The sequence below is a fragment of the Actinocorallia sp. B10E7 genome (genome assembly GCF_039871655.1).
Classification (GTDB): domain Bacteria; phylum Actinomycetota; class Actinomycetes; order Streptosporangiales; family Streptosporangiaceae; genus Actinocorallia.
The window spans coordinates 238,870-258,564 of record NZ_JBDPLZ010000006.1 but is presented as its reverse complement, the minus strand read 5'-3'; the positions used below and the strand labels follow the sequence as shown (position 1 = coordinate 258,564).

General features: G+C 67.6%; 19 protein-coding genes. 10 read left to right on the top strand and 9 right to left on the bottom strand.

What is annotated here, in order from left to right; genetic code table 11:
* Positions 1 to 10: 10 nt before the first annotated feature.
* Complete coding sequence (gene ggt / locus ABGB12_RS22875; protein WP_347681149.1) at positions 11 to 1,819, bottom strand: gamma-glutamyltransferase; 1,809 nt, start codon at positions 1,817 to 1,819, stop codon at positions 11 to 13.
* Between the two features lie 184 nt (positions 1,820 to 2,003).
* Here ggt and ABGB12_RS22870 point away from each other — a divergent pair, with 184 nt between their 5' ends.
* The 3 genes from ABGB12_RS22870 (at position 2,004) to ABGB12_RS22860 (ending at position 3,498) form a co-directional block, all read left to right on the top strand.
* The gene (locus tag ABGB12_RS22870; RefSeq protein ID WP_347681494.1) at positions 2,004 to 2,612 is read left to right on the top strand and encodes a TetR family transcriptional regulator; all 609 of its coding nucleotides are present in this window, start codon (positions 2,004 to 2,006) and stop codon (positions 2,610 to 2,612) included.
* Positions 2,613 to 2,668: 56 nt separating this feature from the next.
* Positions 2,669 to 3,031 carry a hypothetical protein gene (locus ABGB12_RS22865; RefSeq protein ID WP_347681147.1) on the top strand — a complete coding sequence of 121 codons (363 nt, stop codon included), beginning with the start codon at positions 2,669 to 2,671 and terminating at the stop codon, positions 3,029 to 3,031.
* Between the two features lie 65 nt (positions 3,032 to 3,096).
* The gene (locus ABGB12_RS22860; protein WP_347681145.1) at positions 3,097 to 3,498 is read left to right on the top strand and encodes a PPOX class F420-dependent oxidoreductase; all 402 of its coding nucleotides are present in this window, start codon (positions 3,097 to 3,099) and stop codon (positions 3,496 to 3,498) included.
* A 25-nt stretch (positions 3,499 to 3,523) separates the two neighbouring features.
* Here ABGB12_RS22860 and ABGB12_RS22855 read toward each other — a convergent pair whose 3' ends face one another.
* Together ABGB12_RS22855 and ABGB12_RS22850 are read right to left on the bottom strand one after the other, a co-directional pair.
* On the bottom strand, positions 3,524 to 5,164 hold the full coding sequence (locus tag ABGB12_RS22855) for a hypothetical protein (protein ID WP_347681143.1): 1,641 nt from the start codon (positions 5,162 to 5,164) through the stop codon (positions 3,524 to 3,526).
* A gap of 710 nt (positions 5,165 to 5,874) precedes the next feature.
* A complete protein-coding gene (locus ABGB12_RS22850) occupies positions 5,875 to 6,465 on the bottom strand; it encodes a hypothetical protein (RefSeq protein WP_347681141.1) in 591 nt (196 codons plus the stop codon).
* Positions 6,466 to 7,541: 1,076 nt separating this feature from the next.
* Between ABGB12_RS22850 and ABGB12_RS22845 the strand changes: the two genes are divergently transcribed.
* Both ABGB12_RS22845 and ABGB12_RS22840 read left to right on the top strand, forming a co-directional pair.
* Positions 7,542 to 7,952 (top strand): hypothetical protein, encoded by a 411-nt coding sequence (locus tag ABGB12_RS22845; RefSeq protein ID WP_347681139.1) that lies wholly within the window; start codon positions 7,542 to 7,544, stop codon positions 7,950 to 7,952.
* 476 nt (positions 7,953 to 8,428) lie between these two features.
* Complete coding sequence (locus ABGB12_RS22840; RefSeq protein ID WP_347681137.1) at positions 8,429 to 9,133, top strand: recombinase family protein; 705 nt, start codon at positions 8,429 to 8,431, stop codon at positions 9,131 to 9,133.
* A gap of 699 nt (positions 9,134 to 9,832) precedes the next feature.
* On the opposite strand, the gene ABGB12_RS22835 is transcribed toward ABGB12_RS22840, so the two are convergent.
* Complete coding sequence (locus ABGB12_RS22835; RefSeq protein ID WP_347681135.1) at positions 9,833 to 10,252, bottom strand: hypothetical protein; 420 nt, start codon at positions 10,250 to 10,252, stop codon at positions 9,833 to 9,835.
* Positions 10,253 to 10,927: 675 nt separating this feature from the next.
* On the opposite strand from ABGB12_RS22835, the gene ABGB12_RS22830 reads away from it, so the two are divergent.
* The 4 genes from ABGB12_RS22830 to ABGB12_RS22815 all read left to right on the top strand — a co-directional run bounded on the left by ABGB12_RS22830 (position 10,928) and on the right by ABGB12_RS22815 (position 14,150).
* Complete coding sequence (locus ABGB12_RS22830) at positions 10,928 to 11,860, top strand: NBR1-Ig-like domain-containing protein (RefSeq protein ID WP_347681133.1); 933 nt, start codon at positions 10,928 to 10,930, stop codon at positions 11,858 to 11,860.
* A 146-nt stretch (positions 11,861 to 12,006) separates the two neighbouring features.
* On the top strand, positions 12,007 to 12,399 hold the full coding sequence (locus ABGB12_RS22825; protein WP_347681492.1) for a spore-associated protein A: 393 nt from the start codon (positions 12,007 to 12,009) through the stop codon (positions 12,397 to 12,399).
* A 26-nt stretch (positions 12,400 to 12,425) separates the two neighbouring features.
* Positions 12,426 to 12,836, top strand: coding sequence for a spore-associated protein A (locus ABGB12_RS22820; protein WP_347681131.1), 411 nt, complete (start codon positions 12,426 to 12,428; stop codon positions 12,834 to 12,836).
* Positions 12,837 to 13,091: 255 nt separating this feature from the next.
* Positions 13,092 to 14,150 carry an NBR1-Ig-like domain-containing protein gene (locus tag ABGB12_RS22815; protein ID WP_347681129.1) on the top strand — a complete coding sequence of 353 codons (1,059 nt, stop codon included), beginning with the start codon at positions 13,092 to 13,094 and terminating at the stop codon, positions 14,148 to 14,150.
* A 53-nt stretch (positions 14,151 to 14,203) separates the two neighbouring features.
* On the opposite strand, the gene ABGB12_RS22810 is transcribed toward ABGB12_RS22815, so the two are convergent.
* From ABGB12_RS22810 to ABGB12_RS22795, 4 genes are all read right to left on the bottom strand, one after another.
* Positions 14,204 to 15,160, bottom strand: a complete 957-nt coding sequence (locus ABGB12_RS22810) for a SpoIID/LytB domain-containing protein (RefSeq protein ID WP_347681127.1) — start codon at positions 15,158 to 15,160, stop codon at positions 14,204 to 14,206.
* A gap of 34 nt (positions 15,161 to 15,194) precedes the next feature.
* Positions 15,195 to 16,088 (bottom strand): peptidase inhibitor family I36 protein, encoded by an 894-nt coding sequence (locus ABGB12_RS22805; protein WP_347681125.1) that lies wholly within the window; start codon positions 16,086 to 16,088, stop codon positions 15,195 to 15,197.
* Between the two features lie 79 nt (positions 16,089 to 16,167).
* The gene (locus ABGB12_RS22800; RefSeq protein ID WP_347681123.1) at positions 16,168 to 17,013 is read right to left on the bottom strand and encodes a peptidoglycan-binding protein; all 846 of its coding nucleotides are present in this window, start codon (positions 17,011 to 17,013) and stop codon (positions 16,168 to 16,170) included.
* 671 nt (positions 17,014 to 17,684) lie between these two features.
* The gene (locus ABGB12_RS22795) at positions 17,685 to 19,055 is read right to left on the bottom strand and encodes an FG-GAP and VCBS repeat-containing protein (protein ID WP_347681122.1); all 1,371 of its coding nucleotides are present in this window, start codon (positions 19,053 to 19,055) and stop codon (positions 17,685 to 17,687) included.
* Between the two features lie 114 nt (positions 19,056 to 19,169).
* On the opposite strand from ABGB12_RS22795, the gene ABGB12_RS22790 reads away from it, so the two are divergent.
* Entirely contained in the window at positions 19,170 to 19,442 is a 273-nt protein-coding gene (locus ABGB12_RS22790; protein ID WP_347681121.1) for a DUF6225 family protein, read from the top strand.
* 35 nt (positions 19,443 to 19,477) lie between these two features.
* On the opposite strand, the gene ABGB12_RS22785 is transcribed toward ABGB12_RS22790, so the two are convergent.
* Entirely contained in the window at positions 19,478 to 19,678 is a 201-nt protein-coding gene (locus ABGB12_RS22785) for a hypothetical protein (protein WP_347681119.1), read from the bottom strand.
* Between the last annotated feature and the right edge of the window lie 17 nt (positions 19,679 to 19,695).

Here is a 19,695-nt window from a genome sequence, read left to right as displayed (position 1 = left end):
TCACGGCGGGTCAGCGGGGACGGACGACCATGGCGCTGCCACCGTGACGGCGGGTGGGTTCGGCGACGGCCTGGACGAGGCCGGGGCGCAGGAACTCCAAAGCGGTGGCGGCGCCGATGGACGGCGGCGGGCCGGTGAACGGCTGCAGGATCTGCCCCTTGGCGGTCAGCGCGGTGCCGTACTTGTCGATGAACTCCCGCTCGGCGAGGGTCGCGGCGGTGTTGCGCTGGGTGGCGCGCGGCGAGGCGACGGCAGCGGGGAGGCCCATGCCGAGGTGCAGGCGGTTCAGCAGGATCTGCAGGACGGTCGTGATGATGGTCGAGCCGCCGGGGGAGCCGAGCGCCAGGAACGGTTCGCCGTCCTTCAACACGATCGTGGGAGCCATGCTGCTGCGCGGACGCTTCCCTGGCCCGGCGGTGTTCGGGTCGCCCGCCGACGGGGTGAGGCTGAAGTCCGTCAGCTCGTTGTTGAGGATGAATCCCCGTCCGGGGACGGTGAGCCCGCTGCCGCCGAACTGCTCGATGGTCAGCGTGTAGGCCACGACGTTGCCCCATTTGTCGGAGACGACGAGGTTGGTGGTCTGCGGTCCCTCGTACGCCAGGGGCCGCTCCGCCCCGGACGCCGCCGGGCAGCCCTGGTGCGACCCGTCCGGCGAACCCGCCGCGACAGGCGCCTTCAACGCGGTGCCGGCGCTCACCAGGCAGGCCCGTTCAGCGGCATACGAGTCGGAAAGCAGTTCCTTCAGCGGCACTCCGGGCACGTCGCCTATGTAGGCGGCCCTGTCGGCGTAGGCGAGCTTGGACGCCTCCAGGTAGTAGTGCAGCGCCTGCACCGGATCGCCCTTGGAGAGCGGGAACCGCTCCAGGATGTTCAACGCCTCGCCGACGGTGGACCCGCCGGAAGACGGAGGCGCCATCCCGTACACCTCCAACCCCCGGTATTCGATGCGTGTAGGAGGCCGGGAAGGCGCCTTGTACGCGGTGAGGTCGGAGACTTCCATGAGGCCGGGCCGAACCTTGCGTTTCGCTCCCGGCACCACGGGAGGCTGCTCGACCGTCCGCACGATCTCCTTCGCCAGCCCGCCTCCGTAGAACCAGCCGGTTCCGCGCTCGGCTATCCCCCGGTAGGTGTCGGCCAGATCGGGGTTCCGGAACATCGTCCCCACCGCGGGCGGAGCGCCTCCCGGCAGGAACAGGTCCCGAGTGGACGCGATGTCCGCGAACCGTTCGGCGTTGAGCTTGGTCTGGTCGTGGAACTCCTGGTCGACGCGGAAACCGTGCTCCGCGATCCGGATGGCGGGTTTGAGCAGCGCGTCCAGGTCGCGCGTACCGTGACGGCGCAACGCCTGGTCCCATTGCGCGAGCGTCCCCGGCACCCCCACCGACAACCCGCTGGTGACCGCTTCGTCGAACGGGATCGCCTTCCCCGTCGCCGGATCGACGAACGAGTCCGCACGCATCGCCTCGGGCGCCGTCTCGCGTCCGTCGATGGTGTGCACTTTGCGCGTCCGGGCGTCGTAGTAGACGAAGAACCCTCCGCCTCCCAGCGCGGCGACATACGGTTCCGTCACGCCGAGCGTCGCGGCCGCCGCCACGGCCGCGTCGACCGCGTTGCCGCCCTTCTTGAGCACGTCCAGGGCCGTTCTGCTGGCGTCGGCGTCGACCGTCGAGACGGCCCCGCCGAACCCCGTCGCCACCGGCCGCGTGTCCGGAGCGTCCCGCGCTTCGGGGGCCGCTCCGGCCACCGGAGCCGTGAACGACGTCCCCACCAGCAGGGGAGCCGCCAGCAGAGCAAGCCTGGAAACGAGACGACGCGCCACCGGACCTCCCGTGGGCGGAGAGAGTTTCACGGTGACATTCCCTCCCACCGCCCACCTATCCGGCCACTCCTGGCCGCATCCGCCCCGCCGGTCCTGCGGCGGGGGGCGGGCCACACGCCACAAGGGTTCGTCGGCCGATGGCAGTAGACTGTCAGAATCCAGGAAGGAGACCCGGGTGGGAGACATGCCGCAGGGACTCAGGCCGCGAGCCGAACGCGCCTCGCGCACCCGGCAGGCGCTCATCGACGCCGCCTTGGAGCTGTTCGCGGAGCGGGGATACGACGCCACGACGACCGAGGAGATCGCCGAGGCCGCCGGAGTCTCACCGAGGACGTTCTTCAGGTACTTCCCCACCAAGGAGTCGGTCCTGCTGCGCGGCGAATCGGACTTCATCCGGTCGTTCGCCGGCGTCTACCTCGCCCAGCCCGACACCATGACCGAACTGGAGGCGATGCGGGCGTCTTTCGCCGTTCTCGCGCCCGGCCTCCACCGGTTGAGGGGCGAGATCGAGCTGTACCGCAAGGCGGTCGCCTCCTCCTTCATCCTGCGCGGCAGGGAGGGCGCCGCCCACGCGGAGAACGCCGGGACGATGGCGGCCGCGATGGCCGCCCGCCGCGGCTCGGCCGCTCCAGACGCCGAGTGCGAGCTGCTGGCGGCCCTGGGCCTGACGGTGCTCGACCACGCTCTGTCCCGGTGGTTGGACGGCCCCGCTCGCACGCCCTTCCGCGAAGTCCTCGACGGCTCCTTCGCCGTCCTCCGGAAGCTGGCGGCGCCGACTCCGGACGACCATTGATTGTGACAGTCGACTGTCATAAGCTCCGTTCACTCCCGCTGGAGAAAGGCAGGGACATGACGGAAAGAGACCTGATGCTGGTCTTCTCCAATCCGGTGGACGGCCAGGACGAGGCGTACAACGAGTGGTACGACCGAACCCACCTCGCGGAGATCGTCGCCGTCCCCGGCGTGGTCTCCGGCCGGCGCTACGAACTCGCCCCGCTCGAGATCCCCGGCGACGAGGACCACCCGGCGCCCCCGCCTCCCGCCCACCGCTACCTCGCGCTCTACGAACTCGACCGGGACCCCGACGAGGTCATGGCCGAATGCGGACGCCGCATGCTGACCGGCGAGATAGGCATCCACGAGGCCATCGACATGAGCACCATCTCCACCACCGTCTGGCGGCCCCGCGTCCCCCGTCGGCCCGCCCCCTGACCCGAACCCCCGTCCATCCGCCGCGGGCTTGACTTGAAGCACACTTCAAGTCGCAGGATGATGGCGTGATCTTCACTGAAGCGGAACTCGAGTACCTCGCCGGGCAGCCGCTCGGCCGCCTCGCCACCCTCGCCCCCGACGGGACCCTCCAGAACAATCCCGTCGGGTTCGAGGTGAACGCCGAGGCGGGTTTCATCGACATCGGCGGCTGGAACATGGGCGAGAGCCGCAAGTTCGCCAACGTCCGGGCCCACCCCGAGGTCGCCTTCGTCGTGGACGACATCGTCTCGTTCCAGCCCTGGACCGTTCGGGGCATGGAGATCCGGGGCCCCGCCGAGGCCGTGGCCGATGTGCCGCGCGACGGCGGACGCCCCGAGTACCTCAGCGGTGAGGTCATCCGGATCAGGCCCCGCCGGATCCGGACCTGGGGCATTCCCGGCGTGGGACCGGCCCGCTGGATCCGTTAGCGCGTCGGCTCCACGCCGTCGGACGTCAGTACCAGATGGCTTCCCAGCCCAGCCGGTGGTCGGTGGTGGCGACCCGGACGAAGATCTCGAAGCTGCGGGAGAACGGGGTGGCGGGGAGTTCGAAGTCCAGCCGCCGCTCACCGGCCCGCAGGACCGGCTTGGCGGAGAGGTCGACGCAGTAGCAGCGGGAGTCGCCGTTGAGCTCGACCGGATAGTCGGTCTCGGCGGGTTCGGGAAGGGTGATCGAGACCTTGATGGTCCGGGACTCGACGATGGTGCCGGGTGCCGGGTCGGTGGTGACCTTCGCCAGGGCGGGGTGGACGGTGGTCTCGCCGTAGACGGTCTGGTCCCCCCTGGAGACCTTGACGACGAACTTCTCGGGAGCGGTGACCGCCGGCGTCCCGACGTAGAAGTCGAGTTCCGTCGCCCCCGCCGGAAGCGAGCCGGGGAAACCACCGGAGCCCCCGTCGGCGAACAGGTACTCGATGACCAGGTGGGTGTCCGCGGGAGCCGGGCCGTTGGCCAGGACCTTGACGGGCAGGAGGCCGTTCCGCTCGTAGCTCTTGACCGGCAGGACCACCGACCGGAGCGCGAACGAGGGGACCACGACGAGTTCGGTGCGGACGGTCGCGCCGCCGGCGGCCGCGGCGACCGTCGTCGTGGTGCGGACCGGGTCGTCCTGCGGCGCGGAGCCCGTCACGGTGAAGGTCGCCTCGGCGCTGCCCTCCGGGACGGTGACCGAATCCGGAATCCGCACGTAGGGCGCGCCGGACGGGACGGTGAGGGCGACCTGGACACCGCCCGGCCCGGCCTGGCGGTCAAGGGTGACGGTGCCGGTCGCGGTCTCGCCTGTCTTGATCGAGGTGGGGGCGAGGAGCAGGCCGGTCGCCTTCGGCTGCGCGGGCTCCGAAGGGCCTGAGGGCTGCGAGGGGTGAGAAGGGTCCGAAGGGTGCGAAGGCACGGAAGGGGCCGCGACCAGGATCAGCGTGGCGGTGCGGCTCGCCTTCCCGCGCCGGGCCGTCAGCTTCACGGTCCGGGCCTGGGCCTCCTTACGGGCGGACGCCCGGAACGAGGCGGTGCGCGAGCCCTCCGGGACGGTGACCGAGGAGGGGACCGCGACGTCGGACGCCGAGCTCTTCAGCGTGATCCGGCTGCCGCCGGGCTGGGCGGGGCCGGTCAGCCGGACGGTGCCGACGACGGACCCTCCCGCCGAGATCTCCTTCGCGGCGAGGCTCAGCCCGCCGAGCTTGGGCAGGGGCAGCACACTCAGCCTGCGGGACCGGACGACCTGCCCGTAGGAGACCTTGACGGTCCGGATCCGCTTGCCCGTGACGGCGGACGTCCTCACCCAGAACGAGACGCTGCGCTTGCCGCGCTTGACCGTCACGTTGCGGGGGACCTTGAGGCCGGACGCCTGAACCCGAACCTTAAGCCCCCTCTTCGGAGCCTTCTGGGTGAAGGAGACGGTCGCCCGTATCCGGTGGCCGCCGTAGACGGATCCGGATGCGAGGGTGAGCGCCGACAGCCGCTGCGGAATCTGCGCGGCGACCGGCGTGGCGTCCAGTACCCGCTGGTCGGTGTCCATGAGCCGCGTTCCCGCCACGGTGCCGCCCACCGCGAGCGCCGCGACCGCGCCGACCGCCAGGCAGCGTTCGAGAAGACGCATCGACCCCCTCACACCGATCCCCACAAAACGGTTGATCTTCGCGCGAAGATCGAGTTCCCGTCAACGCAGGCATGTGCACCCGGCCGCGGAAGTCCACGGCCTGCCCGCCCGGACACAGGCCGTGCCCGTCCGGGAACGGTCAGGGGGGTGTAACACTTAGTTCCTTCGATCGTTACACCTGATGTCGGAGAAACCCGGCAGCAGGTGGCACACGGTGCGGAGGGCCAAGGTCGCGTGGAGGAGGCCGCGGACATCGGTGGCGAAGGGCGCGGTGAGGTTGAGACGCGCACAGCAGTGCCGCGGGATGTCAGCCCAGCTCACACCCATTTCTTCCCCCACACGAGGCGATGGCCGGGAAAGCGGCGGCCGACTTCGTACGGGCGGTCCGCGGGCATCCGGCACACCAGTGCTTCACCGGCTTTCCAGAACCACTTCCTGATAGTTCTTCTCATTCGCATCCTTCTGCGTCCAAGGCCATGCGCGTACGCGCCGTCGAGCGCGCCAGAGCCGAGCGGCCGTGGGACCTGCTCCGCGAGCCTCGGCGGCTCTGCGGAGAGCTGTTGTTACGTGTCGATCGTGACAGAGCTGCGGTGCCTGCTCTCTTTTCGCCGGTGTCCCCGTGGGCGAGGACGGGTACCAGCGCTCACCCGGCAGGCCGGACGGATCAGCACAGGGAAGACCGACCGAGAGGCGACCGGGACGGCCGGGAGTTAGTGAAGATCCCCGGTAGGGGGCTCGTCGTCCCCGGCGGCACGCGGCCGGGGCACGGGAGCCCGGCGCACGGCCGCGCGGTTCAGATTCTTGACCAGGTAGGCCAGCGCACCCGCACCGGCCATGAGCAGATCCGTGGCATCGCTCGCGGATCCCTCACCCTGCGGAAGCGGCGCCTGGCGCGTGGCGATCCTGGCGAGCGGGGTCGCTATGTTCCTCAGGTCGTCCTGATCCACGAGCCAGGCCCGGATTCCCTCCTCGGCCCCGTCGGCCAGTCGGGCGTTGAGCAGATGGCCGGCGGCCACCAGGACACTTCCGATGAGCGCTTGGGCGACGTCGATGTGATGGTTCAGAACGCGCGGCGCCCCGTCTCCGGGCGCAGCCTCCCCCCGAGGAGGCTGCGCCCGATCCTCGCCCGGGCAGGGGCAGTCCGCCGCGCACCCGGCGTCCGGTCGGCCGGGAAGAGGCTCCACGGCCAGGGTGGCTTCCGGACGGAAGACAGGGCCGTGCCCCTTCTCCGGCCCGGCGTCCGCCGCCTCCTCGACGTCCGACTCTTCATCGTGAGAGTCGTGGTGATCCCTGCTCTTCATGCCACCCACCCTTCGTATACGGCGAATTATCCGTTCCGCCGTATGCACTCCCTGCTCGGCGAGGGCCGACCCGGTCGGCGCCTCTCGGCCCCACGGTTCATCAGAGGAGCCGTGCCGCGGCCGTCGTCTTCTCTGATGCGCGATGCAATCTCTCATTCGAGATATTGGTACGTCTGGGTTCCCGCACCACCCGTAGTAAAACAATCTTTTTTTGATACATGGGCGATTTAAGCGACTTGATCTGGGTTATTGGTCTGTTTTCGCGTATATTCTTCATGTTTTGAGGAGCTTGATGGCTTCTCCAGAGTCGGCGTCCGTCCAGAATGGCCTCGCGTCACGGTTAACGCAAGCAGTCGTTACGGATGTGTGAGCGAGGAATCGCCGGCCCGTTCGTTTCCTCGGCCGGGAGCACCGGGGCGGTCGCAGAGGGCTCCACGATCAGGGAAACCGCCTGCCGACGGGCTGCGGGTGAATCGGCTTTCCTCTGAATAAGCGTCTTGACCTGGGGATAAGGCCTTTCCGAGCAGATCGGCCGCAGAGGCGGGTGCGCCCTGGCGGATGGGGATCCTCGGGGATTTCAAGATCGAGAAGGCATCGGATTCGGGCCTCGATGGACGGGCGAACGGCGCTGAGGGCGTCCCGGAAGTCGTTTTCGGCGTCGGTGATGCGAAGTCGAAGTTCAACGATGACTTTCGTCCCTTTCGAAGAAGGACCAAGGTCCTTTCTTTGCGGATATCCGATCAAGGTCGTGATTCGATCTTGCAAGGGAGGGTCGTCACATCATGATTTTTCTGTGGCGCGAGGTGGCCTGCGGGATGAAAATGGGGCGATTAGTCGGAATTGTGTCTCCTTTGTGCTCGAGAGGGGGAAGTGGGGGGATGGATCTGGATCTTTTTCTAAAAAATGGACATACTCCCCTCTTCTCTGGCTCCATGGTCAAGGGGGGTTAATGAGATCACCAATGGATGGCATCGGATTGTCTCTTGCCGACCGGGCCGTGCTGGAGCACGTGTATTCCTAGCTATGCCCCACACCCGTGGGCGAGAAATACCTTCGACGACAAGCTGGGAGCTCAGATGATCAGACGACTGACCGCGGCGGGTATCGCCTCCGCCGCCCTGGGCGGGGTCCTGATGACGTCGCTGCCCGCGGCGGCGTCGCCCGGCCCCGACGAGAAGGACGACAACAAGGTCACCGTGGTCACGGTCAACAACGACCGCGACCACGACCGCGGTCGTTACGACGACTACGACGACTACGACGGCTACCGCGACGGCTACCGCTTCCGCTTCCACGACTACCGCTGGTTCAGGTACCAGGGCCGTTACGGCTGCTGGCCCAAGCGCTGGCACCGGGGCCACGGCCGCTACGACCGGTTCGACCGGGGCCGCCACGGCCGCTTCGACCGGTTCGACCGGGGCCGCCACGGCTTTGACCGGAGCTGGCACCAGGGCCGCTACGGCTGCTGGCCGCGGTGGAACCGGTAGGACCGGCATGCGCTTTTCTCGAGGTCCGCGCAAAGCCGTAACGATCAATTCTTTTTGTCGTTACGGTTCTCGGGGGAGCGCCGCGTACCGCCGGCTGGGGTCATGAGCTGTAACGTTTAATTCTTTCTAGCGTTACAGCCTCGCCGGTATGAGGGGCAGGGGAAGGTCTCCTGCCCCTCTTCGGCGTCTTCGGGAAGCGGCGCCGAAGGGTATTTCCCGAGGCTCTGGACGATCGCCGTCCCGAAGTCCTGGATGCCGGACGGGGAGGAGGCATGGCGTGGCAGACTGGCGAGGTGTGAATCGCGGCCCGGGCGCCCGTGTATCGGATACTCTCCGAGAGCGGATTGCCACCAACTGTGAGTCAGGGTGGGTCCCGGGCGTAGCCCTTCAACGTGGCATGTTTCAGCACGGATCATGACAGGCCGTAGCTCTCGGTAACCCGACGTGCGGTGGGTACGGCTCAGGGAGGGGCCGGCATGGACATGGAGGACAACGGGCCCGGCGCTGTGCTGTACGGGCCGGAGGCGGAACGCCTGAGGAACTGGGCCGCCGCCGAAGGGATACCGGTGGTGGCCGAGTTCGGTGACGAGACCGGCGATGACGGCTCCTCCCCGGTACGGCGGGGTCTGCTGGGCGCGCTGAGCGTCGTGCGGCGTCGTGCGGCCGACGTGGTGGTAGTGCGCGATGTCGAGGTGGTCGGTTCGACCGTGGCCGCGCAGGAGGCGTTCCGTGCGGAGCTCGCGCGCGCCGGTGGCGATCTGGCCGAACTCGACCCGCCGTCCGCTGCGGCGCCGGTCGAGCCGCGTGCGTTCGCGCGCGCCTACGAACTGGTCCGCCGCGAGTGGGAGCGGGCGGAGATCTCCGATCGTCTGCAGGACGGGCGCCGTCGGCGGAGGGAGACCGATCCGACATGGTGGCCGGGTGGCCGTGCTCCGCTGGGGTATGAGCTGGACGCGGGTCGGATCGTGGAGTCGGCCCGGGAGATGGCGGTGGTGACCCGGATCAAGGAGCTGCGGCGTACGGGCAGCACCCTCGGGGAGATCGCCGCCGCGTTGACCGCCGAGCGGTACACGACGAAGGAGGGCCGTACGACGTGGTATCGCGAGCAGGTCCGGCGTGTGCTGGTCCGGCACGGTGAGCCCACAGACGACGAGCCCGATGTGACCTCCGAAGTGGAGTGACGGCCACGGCGCCGGGCCGTTTCCCTCGGACGTCACCGACGCGGACGGCCTCCGCGTTCGTCGATCACAGATATCGGAGGAGCTTCTTGGCCTCCTTGCGCGTCTGTACCGACTCAGTCGGCCTCTGACCTCGTCCCTGGATCCGTCAGGCGATAGGCCTTCGGCCGGTGGCCACGTGGGACGTCATCATCCGACTCGTGCATTCGCCGAGGGGAACGGCTGAGTCCGGCGCACCGCCGAGACGCGAGGAGGCGGGCTCGCCGCTGTGCGGGGGCGGGTGAGGGGGGCGTCGACGGCCGTGTCCAGGTGTGGGAGTGCCCGTCCACCGGATGTTCTTCGTGCCGCATAGGTCGATCACACTCGTTTTTCGCCGTACCGGCTCCCGCCGGCTCCCGCCATCCGCGCGTCAGGACGCTTCCGGAAGATCATTCGAGGCGTCGGTGTCCTGTCCTCGTCCTTACTTCGTCCCGAGGGGCTCGGCGACCGTTCATGGATCGAGCACTGGGGAGGGGCAGGAGATCCCCTACTTCTCCTGCCCCTCGAGCCGACCGGGACTCCATAACAATCTACACGGGCGATCGTTACAGCGCAGATAGTCTTCGGTCGGCGGCTTCCGATTCGACGTCAAGGGCCGTAACGTAAGAAGGAGGCGATCGTTACGCTTGAAAGAGCCCTGAAACGTCGACACGTGGCATGTTTTTACCTCCCGTATCGCGGCCAGCAGCCGTAGCGGCCCTGGTGCCAGCTCCGGTCGAAGCCGTGGCGGCCCCGGTCGAAGCGGTCGAAGCGGCCGTGGCGGCCCCGGTCGAACCGGTCGTAGCGGCCGTGGTGGCCGTGGCCCCGGTGCCAGCGCTTGGGCCAGCAGCCGTAACGGCCCTGGTACCTGAACCAGCGGTAGTCGTGGAAGCGGAAGCGGTAGCCGTCGCGGTAGCCGTCGTAGTCGTCGTAGTCGTCGTAACGACCGCGGTCGTGGTCGCGGTCGTTGTTGACCGTGACCACGGTGACCTTGTTGTCGTCCTTCTCGTCGGGGCCGGGCGACGCCGCCGCGGGCAGCGACGTCATCAGGACCCCGCCCAGGGCGGCGGAGGCGATACCCGCCGCGGTCAGTCGTCTGATCATCTGAGCTCCTGTCTCCTTTTCGGGAGTGCTGTTCGCCTACGGATGTGAGGCACAGCTAGGAATAGCACGGCCATCGACGCCGGGCGCACTGGAAGTGGCAATCGAATACCTGAGTATGGTCTCCTCATTAACCTCCCTTTATCTTGAGGTCGGGATAGGCGGATGATGTCTGGATTGTAGGTTCACGCTGGCCTTTGCGGTGCATCAATACAGTTCTCTGGTTTCCGGAATTTAGTGACAATATATTGCTGTTTCGGCAGTTCACCAGGGGGAGGGCTCCGGTCTCGGCCGAGGGACCGGCGGCGTTGTCCCGTGCGCTTCTCAAGGATTCCGTGCCCCCGGGAAATGAATCCGGTGGATGTGGACGACCATGCGGATAATCGAATAGATCTTGGTTGCTGCGCCATTCTCTGTCGTGGTCGTAACCTCGGTGGAAAGATCGAGCACAAGGCAGTGAAGGTCGGTCGGAGAAAAGGCCGGGACGCAGCCTTGTATTCCGCTCCTGCGTATGCCTCCACGGCGAACCGTCGACCCGCGACCACACTGCGCCCGCCCATCGGTGAAGGCCGGTCCGGCTGGCGGGGGCGGGTGCGACAGCTGTGATCGGTATTGTCGATGGCTGGGCGGTCTGCCCCTTCTCATGTCGTGCAGGGATTCAAACTGGGCGGGGATCAGGTGCGAGAACCAGCACAGGTCGACGGACGCGGACAGCGCGGGCGGAAACCCAACCGTCCCGACCCGGACGAGGGGCCGGTCGCCGCGTTCGCGGACCGGTTGTGGCGGCTCAAGATAGAGGCGGGCGATCCTTCGTTCGCCGAGATGTCCTCCCTGCTGGGCGCCGCGGCGTCGAAGTCGTCGCTGGCCTCCGCGGCGCAGGGGCGGACGCTGCCGAGCTGGGGGACGACCTGGGAGTTCGTCCGGGTCCTGGCGGTCGAGCGGCTGGGCCGGGACCCGGAGGAGACCGAACGCGAGTGGCACGAGGTCTGGCGCCGGACGAAGGTCCTCATGGAACTCCAGGACGCCGATCTCGCGGGCGCGGACGTCGCCGTGGAGAAAGCGGAGACGGCTGTCGTCCCGTCCGATGCCCGGCCGGAAGTGGTGACCGTCCCGGTCGTTCGACCGCCTTCACCGCCGCGGCGTTCCCGCCTGCGGGGCGGACTGGCGGCCGTCGTCGTGTTCGCGGTGCTGGCCGTCGTCGCCGGGGGCGCCGCGTTCTTCAGGAGCGGATCCTCCAAGGACCCCGTGGAGCAGCGGGCGCAGCCTCCGCTGCAGGTGGACGATTCGCGCTTCGAGAAGGACGTCACCTACCCGGACGGCACTCTGGTGGAGAAGGGCGAGACCTTCGAGAAGGTGTGGCGGCTCCGGAACACCGGAACGGTGGAGTGGAAGGACCGTTTTCTCATGCGCGCGAACGACACCATCTGCCACGCTCCGGAGAGGGCCGAGATCCCCCGGACGTCGCCGGGGCAGAGCGTCGACATCCGGGTGCGGGTGAGGGCGCCCGAGCAGTCCGGCACCTGCCGCATCTATTGGAAGATGGTCGATGCGCAGGGCCGCACCTTCTTCCCCGGCAAGCGTGCGATCTTCTTGGACGTGCGCGTCGGCTGAGCCCCTGACCTGCGGTTCATTTGTCCGAAGTTCATCGGACGACGACCGGATGAAGATCGCTTGGCGGCGGCCGGCGTCCCGTGCCAGCGTCGTGGGCAACGAACCGCAACGGAAAGGGAAACCTCGTCGTGCGTATTTCGAGGAAGATCACCACGCTGGGACTCACCGCGGCGGCCGCGACGGCGGGAGCCGTGGTCGTGGCCGCTCCGGCCTCAGCCGCGCTCTATGGGGGGCAGTGCGGCTCGGGCTACAACGTGGTGAACCTGGCTGATTTCTCCGATGCCCGCGGCACGATCTATCTGACGTACAACTCTTCCACGGGGAAGAACTGCGTCGTCACCGTGCGGGAGAAGCCGGGTGCGGCCGCGCCGATGGACGCCTACATCCGCCGCTCCGGCACCACCACCTGGATCGACGATCCCGGCAACTACACCACCTACGCCGGGCCGGTCTACGTGTCGGCGGCGGGTTCGTGCGTCGACTGGGGCGGCACCATCGGGACGGCCTCCAGGACGATCCTTCGCACCAACTGCGGCTGACCGACGACGAGCACCGAAGGGACCATATGAAGTTCACCAAGACCGCCGCCACCGTCGCCTGTACCGCCGCCGCGCTGGCCGGCACGCTGGTCGCCGCCGCGCCCGCGTCCGCGGCCACCTACGGGGGCGAGTGCGGGTCCGGATACAAGGTCGTCAACTCCGACGCGATCGGAACCAAGGGGACGGTGTTCCTCACCTACAACTCGTCCACCGGCAAGAACTGCGCGATCGCCAAGCGCAACACCGTCGGCTCGGCCGTGCTCGTCGAGGTGGGCCTGGGGGTCTATCCGGTCGGAAGCCACTGGCCGGCCTTCCAGGGCGGCTACTTCACGTCCTACGCCGGCCCGATCTACCTGTCCGCCGCGGGCCGGTGCGTGGACTGGATGGGACGCATCAGCGGCACCGAGGGCGGCGAGCGCAAGACCAACTGCGGCTGACCCATCCGGACCGTCCGACACGGACGGTCCGGCGGAAGAGGCGGATTCGACCGGTCGAGTCCGCCTCTTCACGAGGTGCCCTCGAACCGAGCGCCGTGTCGTGCCGGACCATGTGGCACTCGCGGACGCCGCTACAGAGGACGACTTCGCCGAAAGACGATCCGGATCTAGCCTGTTAGTACCGACTCATCCGACTTTGTATGCCGATACCGGTTCGAGTTGAGTGAAGACCGTGCGTGCTGTTAGCTTCGCCCGGTGGACGACAGGCGTGCGCGTGCGGAAGCGATCGAAAGCTTCGCGGCGGCTCTGCAGGAACTGCGCAACTCAGTCGGCACCCCATCTTTCCGGGAGATGTCCGGCCGGTCGGGGGCGATCTCCCACACGACGTTGCACGAAGCCACAAAGGGCAACCGGCTCCCGAGCTGGGAGACCACCGTCGAGTTCGTCAAGGCGTGCGGTGCGGACCCGGACGCGTACCGCGAACGCTGGGAGAAGGCGAACCGAACGGTCAGATCGGCGAGCGCCGGAGATCCTTCGATCCGCGCGGACACCTCGACGGATCGTCCGCCCGGTGAACTCGCGGCCTCCGCCACAGGCGCCGCGGAACGTCGTACCGTGCACATCGTCGCCATCGGGCCGCAAGCGCCCCGGCCCGCCGGCGAGGCCTCGGTATCCGTGCCCACGCCGCCGCCCGACGAGATCTCGGGCGACGTCCTGCCCGTCCGCCCTGTGCCGAGGCGCCGGAGATTCCGGCTGACCCGCTCGACGGCGGCCGCGCTCGCGACGGCGGCCGTCGGTATGGGGACGGTGGCCCTCATCGCGGCCGACCTCGACCGCGGCTCCGGACCAGACGGGGAGAGCCCGAACCCGTCCGGCCCTCCATCGAGTGCCGCGCTGTTGTCCCCGGCCGACTGCCCGGTGCGCTCGGCCAACCCGTCTCCGGCACCGCCGGCGCACAAGGGCGACGCGGCCGAGTTCATCGCGGACATCACGCTTCCCGACTGCACACGTGTCGGTGCCGGCAAGACCGTGACCAAGGTATGGCGGTTCAAGAACGTCGGGACCGTGCCGTGGAAGGGGTACTCGCTGCTTCGCCTCGATTTCCCGCAGCACGCCGATCAATGCCAGACCATCACTCACGTGCCGATCAAAGACACGAAACCCGGCGAGATGGTGGAAATCCAGACCGACATCACCACGCCGAGGAAGTCGGGCCTGTGCTACGTGCGGTTCAAGATGGTGGACGCTTCGGAGAGGATCGCGTTTCCCGGAAGCAGGCCGGTCAACTTCCAGATCATCGTCGACGGACGCTAGCTTCCCGCCGTGCATGACACGGCGGGAAGCTAGAGCCGGACGGTCTCAGGGGCTCAGGACTTGATGGTGATCCCCTTGTAGTAGTACTTGAGGATCCTGGAGTGGCTCCAGCCCGCTCTGGCCCTGTCGCGGGAGCCCTCCTGCGACATCCACTCGCCGTTGCGCCACCACGTGGAGCACGCCGTCGTGTTCTGGCAGTACTGGGCTTGGAAGATCTTCCCGCCCTTGGTCAGCCGGGTCTTCCACATCGCGTTCACCGCGGCGTTCGTCGCGGCCTTCGCGGAGCCGGGCCTGTACACCTGGCTGCCCGTGCTGTCGTAGACGTCGAAGCACTTGCCGCTCGCCGTCTTGCGCGTCGAGCTCAGCGCCCAGTACCAGCCGTAGTTCTTGACGGCGACGGCCCCGGCCTTGAGGGACTCCTTCGGCCAGCTCGCGTACCACTCGTTGGGCAGGACGTTCTTGACGTAGTCCTTGAACTTGACCCGGTCCACGCGGTTGAGGGACTCCCGGTAGACGAGGATCGTCGTGGGGAGCTTGGTGTGGGTGCCGTCGGTCTTGCAGCCGGTCGGGGTCGACGGCGTGGAGCTCAGGAACTTGTGCGAGGCGTTCTGGTTCTTCAGGCCGGTTTCGAGGTTGCCCTTGGCGCCGGGCCTGAAGTCCTGGTAGGCGCCCTTGTAGTTGCTGTTGAAGTAGACGCGGACGGTTTTCTTGCTGCGGTTCCAGACGGAGGCGGCTTCGTTCTTGATGCACTTGCCCTTGCCGGCGCCGGCGCCCTTGAAGTCGTAGCAGGAGGGCTGCGTGGTGGCGTAGTCGGCGACGGATTTGGTGAAGTCGGAGACCGATCCCTTGTTGTTGCTGTTGAAGTAGTAGCAGAACTCGCCGGTCTGGCAGACGCCGTCACGGCCCGCCGCCGAGGCGGGCGACGCGGTGGCGACCACCGCTCCGCCGATCGCCATCGCGGCGGTCGCCGCAGTGAGCCGCGAGATCAGCCGTACAGTTCGTGTGGACACAGTCGCTTCTTCTTCTCTCAGAGGCCGCGGCGCGTTATCGGATGTTGTAGCCCTGGGAGATCCAGAACGAGTTCGGGTTCGGGTTGCTCAGGACCGGGTCGCCGACGCTCTTGGAGGCTCCCGTCTGGCGTCCGGGGCGCATCTCGACATGGGTGTGCGCGCTCGACTTGTACGAGACCCCGCGCCACGCCTCGGTGGCGATGAGCTGGCCGCGCTTGACGTTCTGCCCCGCACGCAGGGAGGACTTCGGAGCGGAGTGCAGGTAGATGACCGTCTTCTTCAGCGAGGCGTTGTAGATCGCGATCGTGGAGAGTCCCGCCCTGCCGTTGTAACCGCGCCCGACGTAGGTGACCTTGCCGCTCGTCAGGGAGTAGACCTTCGAACCCACGCCGCGGGCGAGGTCGATGCCCTCGTGCCGGCCGGCGGTGTTGGTGTAACCGTCGAAACCGCAGGTGATCCGGCCGCCGCCGGCCTTGTACAGCGCGTACGACATGTTGACGCGCTTCGAGTTCGACGGGCCGAACTGGTGCGAGGCGTTCTGGTTCTTCAGGGTGGCGTTCAGGTTGCCCTTGGCGCCAGGCTTGAAGTCCTGGTAGGCGCCGCTGTAGTTGCTGTTGAAGTAGACGCGGACGGTTTTCTTGCTGCGGTTCCAGACGGAGGCGGCTTCGTTCTTGATGCACTTGCCCTTGCCGGCGCCGGCGCCCTTGAAGTCGTAGCAGGAGGGCTGCGTGGTGGCGTAGTCGGCGACGGATTTGGTGAAGTCGGAGACCGATCCCTTGTTGTTGCTGTTGAAGTAGTAGCAGAACTCGCCGGTCTGGCAGACGCCGTCACGGCCCGCCGCCGAGGCGGACGGAGCGGTGGCGACCACCGCTCCGCCGATCGCCATCATGGCGGTCGTCACGGTGAGGGTCTTGGTGAGTTTTCCCATGATGCGTTTCCTTCTGTCTGTGTATCGGCATTGCCGGTGTTGTCAGCGTTATTGGTGGTGGGGGTGTTTCAGGGAGAGGTCAGCGGCGCTGGTACTCCTCCCAGGTGCGGATGGTCACCTTCGGGCCGTCGTCCCGGCCGCGGCCGGAGAGCCCGTTGAGACCGAGGTAGTAGTCGCCGACCTGGTTCTGGGCCTGGCTGGAGAGGTCGGTGTCGTTGATGGCGACGGCGTGGATGTGCCACGGCCAGTCGCCTTGCTCGGGGCTGCGCACCCATGCCGCGAAGCCGACACGGCGCAACGCGCGGACGGCCGCGGTGCGGGTGGCGGAACTCATCCCTCGTACCGAGATGTCGATGGCGCCGCCGCCGTCGTGGGTGCCCGCGGACGTGGGGTCGCCGCCGGGGTTGTACGACCCCTGATCCAGCACGAGCTTGCGGCCGAGCAGCCGCTTCGCCTCGGCCAGCATGCTCCGTGTACGGGTGTTGATGAGGACGCCGCCGCTGGACACCCGGGGCCCCGGGCCGATGGTGCGGGTGACCTTGAAGCGGCCGGCTCCGAGCTTGGTGAGCGACCTCTTGCCCGGAAGGCCGTTGGTGTCGAGACCGGTGAAGCCGAGCGACTTCTGGTACTTCCTGTAGGCGACGACCGTCGCGGTGCCGAAGTAACCGTCCACCCACTTCGCGGCGAGAAGGCGCCGGTCGCGCAGCGCCCGCTCGACGAGGAGCACGCTCGCCTTGGCGCCCGGGGTCAGCTTGTCGTCAGGCCGCCGCGGATCGATCTGGGCAGCCTTGAGGGTGGCCTCCATGTTCACTTTCGGAAGGGCCTTGACGTCGGCCGCCTGTGCCGCCGGCGCCCCTGACGCTCCGGTCAGGGAAGCGAGCAGGGCGGCCGCCGTGAGGGCGGCGGCGCATGAGGGCAGCTTCATCGTTTCTCCTGGTTTCAGGTGTTGGGGGGCGACTCCCGAGGCGAAGACCACCGTTTCGGTTTCGCGTACGTGTCCACAAGAAGATCGGTGTTGTCAGCCTGTCCGACAGGCTCTTCTGGACAGGCGGACACGCCTTCTGCCAGGTCAGCGGCCACCTGACAGGCGATCCGATGGCGATGTCCAAGACAGGCTGGACGCGGCTCGGACACGTATTACGTGATCGGTCGGCAGGCGAGCAGGACACGTTGAACTCGTCCGCGCCCGAAGCAGGCTCGTCCAGGCGGGCTTCAGCGTCTCCGGCGCCGAGGCGGCCTCCGCGGGAAGGGCGAGGAGCGCGGCTGCCGTCGAGGGCTTTTCACCCTGCCACGCATGCCCTTCACGGAGCCTCAGGGAAGTGTGAAGATCGCGGCGTTGTTTCCTCCCGCCGGGCCGCCGCCGACGGGGACCCGGTCGACGACCAGCCAGCGACCTTGCCGGAGACGACCGGGGCGTCGATGGAGGTGAGCGTGCTCCCGCTCGGTCCGGGGACGATCGAGCCGTTGACGACCTCCCACCACCTGAAAGAGATCATCGGTTCGGATATCGCCTGATCCGGCCTGGCGCTCTGCCCGCCCGGATCCACCGCGAGCGTTGTCGTCAGCCAGGCCGGTCCTTCGGCGGGACGGAGGGTCTCAACGCGGCAGGATGCCGAACAGGGCGAACGAGCCGACCTTGGCGGTCGTCTTCTCCGATGTGACGAAGAGGGCCTTCTTGGTGGTGACGCCCTTCTTCGTACCGGAGAGGATGGTCACGGCGTTGAATCTCGCCTCGCCATGGCCGGTCTCGACGATCAGATCCGGACGGGAGTCGCCACGCACATCGAGGAGAGCCAGTTCCCGGCCGAACTGGCGGTTGCCGAGCTTGCCGGGGACCCCCGGGGTGTTCACGGTGAACATCTGGCTGTTCTTCCCGGTCAGGCCCTTACGGGAGCCGTAGAGCATCCAGACGGCGCCCGCCTGCCTGTACTCGCCGAGCTTCTTGTAGCGGACTCCCACGGCGACGTCGGCGTACCCGTCTCCGTTCACGTCCTGCACCGCGAGCGGACCGCTACCGAACCCTTCCCCTGATCTCCCCGTTCCCGGCACACCGGGGGTGCTCTGGGTGATGCGCGTCTTGCCGGGACGTGCCCGCAGGCCGGTCTGACTGCCGTACAGAACGGTGAAGTGGCCCCCGTCGGGAGCCTTCTCGTTGATGTCCATGGCTATGACGAGGTCCGTGTAACCGTCTCCGTCCAGATCACCGCTACTGATCTTTCCTCCGGGGTCAATGGGCACGGGCGCATCCCACCAGACCATCGAGCGCGGGCCTTCGACGCTGCCGCGGGAGAGGCCGATCCGGGCGCCCTGAGCAATCGAGACGACGTCGGGATGGCCGTCTCCGGTGAAGTCGCCTGCCGTGGTGGAGATCAGGTAGTTCGCCCCGCCCGGCGAAGAACCCTGAGGGACTGTGTTGACGTTCGGCACCGAGACGAGGGCGGGCCTCTTCGTGGCGATCTTCGGCCCGCCCCGCATCACGTAGGCGTGGTAGGAGGAGCCCACGAGCAGGTCGGGGTAGCCGTCACGCTCGAAGTCCGCGACCGAAAGGTCGATGGCCAGCCCCTTGACGGGCGGACGGTACCGGAACCGGCGCTTCGACAGCCCGTTCTTCCCACCGAAGACGACCACCACGGTGATCTGGTTGAACGTGCCTACGGCACCGTCATCACCCACCGCGAGGTCGGCGTACCCGTCGCGGTCGAAGTCCGCCGAGGCCATGGTTTCCGGTCCGGTCATCCCGGCGTGCAGCGAGTACTTCTGCGGCTTCTTCAGGTCGAGCCCCTTCTTCCGCCGGAAGATCACCGATGCCTTGTCGTCGACCACCGTCACGAGATCACGGCGTCCGTCCCCGTTGAAGTCATACGGTGACGCGGGTTTCACCGCGGCCGCCGTCTCGCCTTCGGCGACGATCCCGACCACGGTGAACGACAGCACCAGAGTCAGGAGTCTGCAGGTGGTCTTGTGCAAGATGATCTCCCCGGCGGACAGGTGATCGAGCCTACAGAAAAGTCATCCCGCCATTCCGTTCCTTCCTTCCGAATCCCGCCGCCGCATGGGAGCGAAGTCCTCTACCCTGCGAGCGTGACCGATATCACAAATCTAGTGCGGTATCGCCATGAAACCGAGGAGTGGACGGTCGGCAGGCTACGTACCGTGCTTGAAGGGCTGCCGGACGACATGCCCTTGCGCATCGATGTGCCACCCGCCCCTAGATCGAATGAACTGAACGAACCGGAAGACGACCGAGAGTACGTACTCGGCGCAGTCGTTCTAGATGGCAGCGACCACCTTGTTCAGGAGGAACTGGTTCTGCGAGCAGACTTCTCGGCCGGTTGGTACATGCGGCCGGAATAGCCCCCGAAGGGCGTGCTCCATTCGATGCCGACCGACTACGGTCCCGGTGAACCGCGGGGAACCACGGTGAGGCTGACGAGCGGATCAGCGGCCGCCAGGGTGACACGCAGTGCGAAGGTGCCCGCCGGAACCAGGTCCGCGTCGTTCGCGATCCGCACGTCGAAGGTCACGGCCGCGACGCGGGTGGAGATCAAAGCCCAGCGCGGCGGCACCAGGGCGTCGAAGACGCGGCTCACACCGACTCCACCGGACG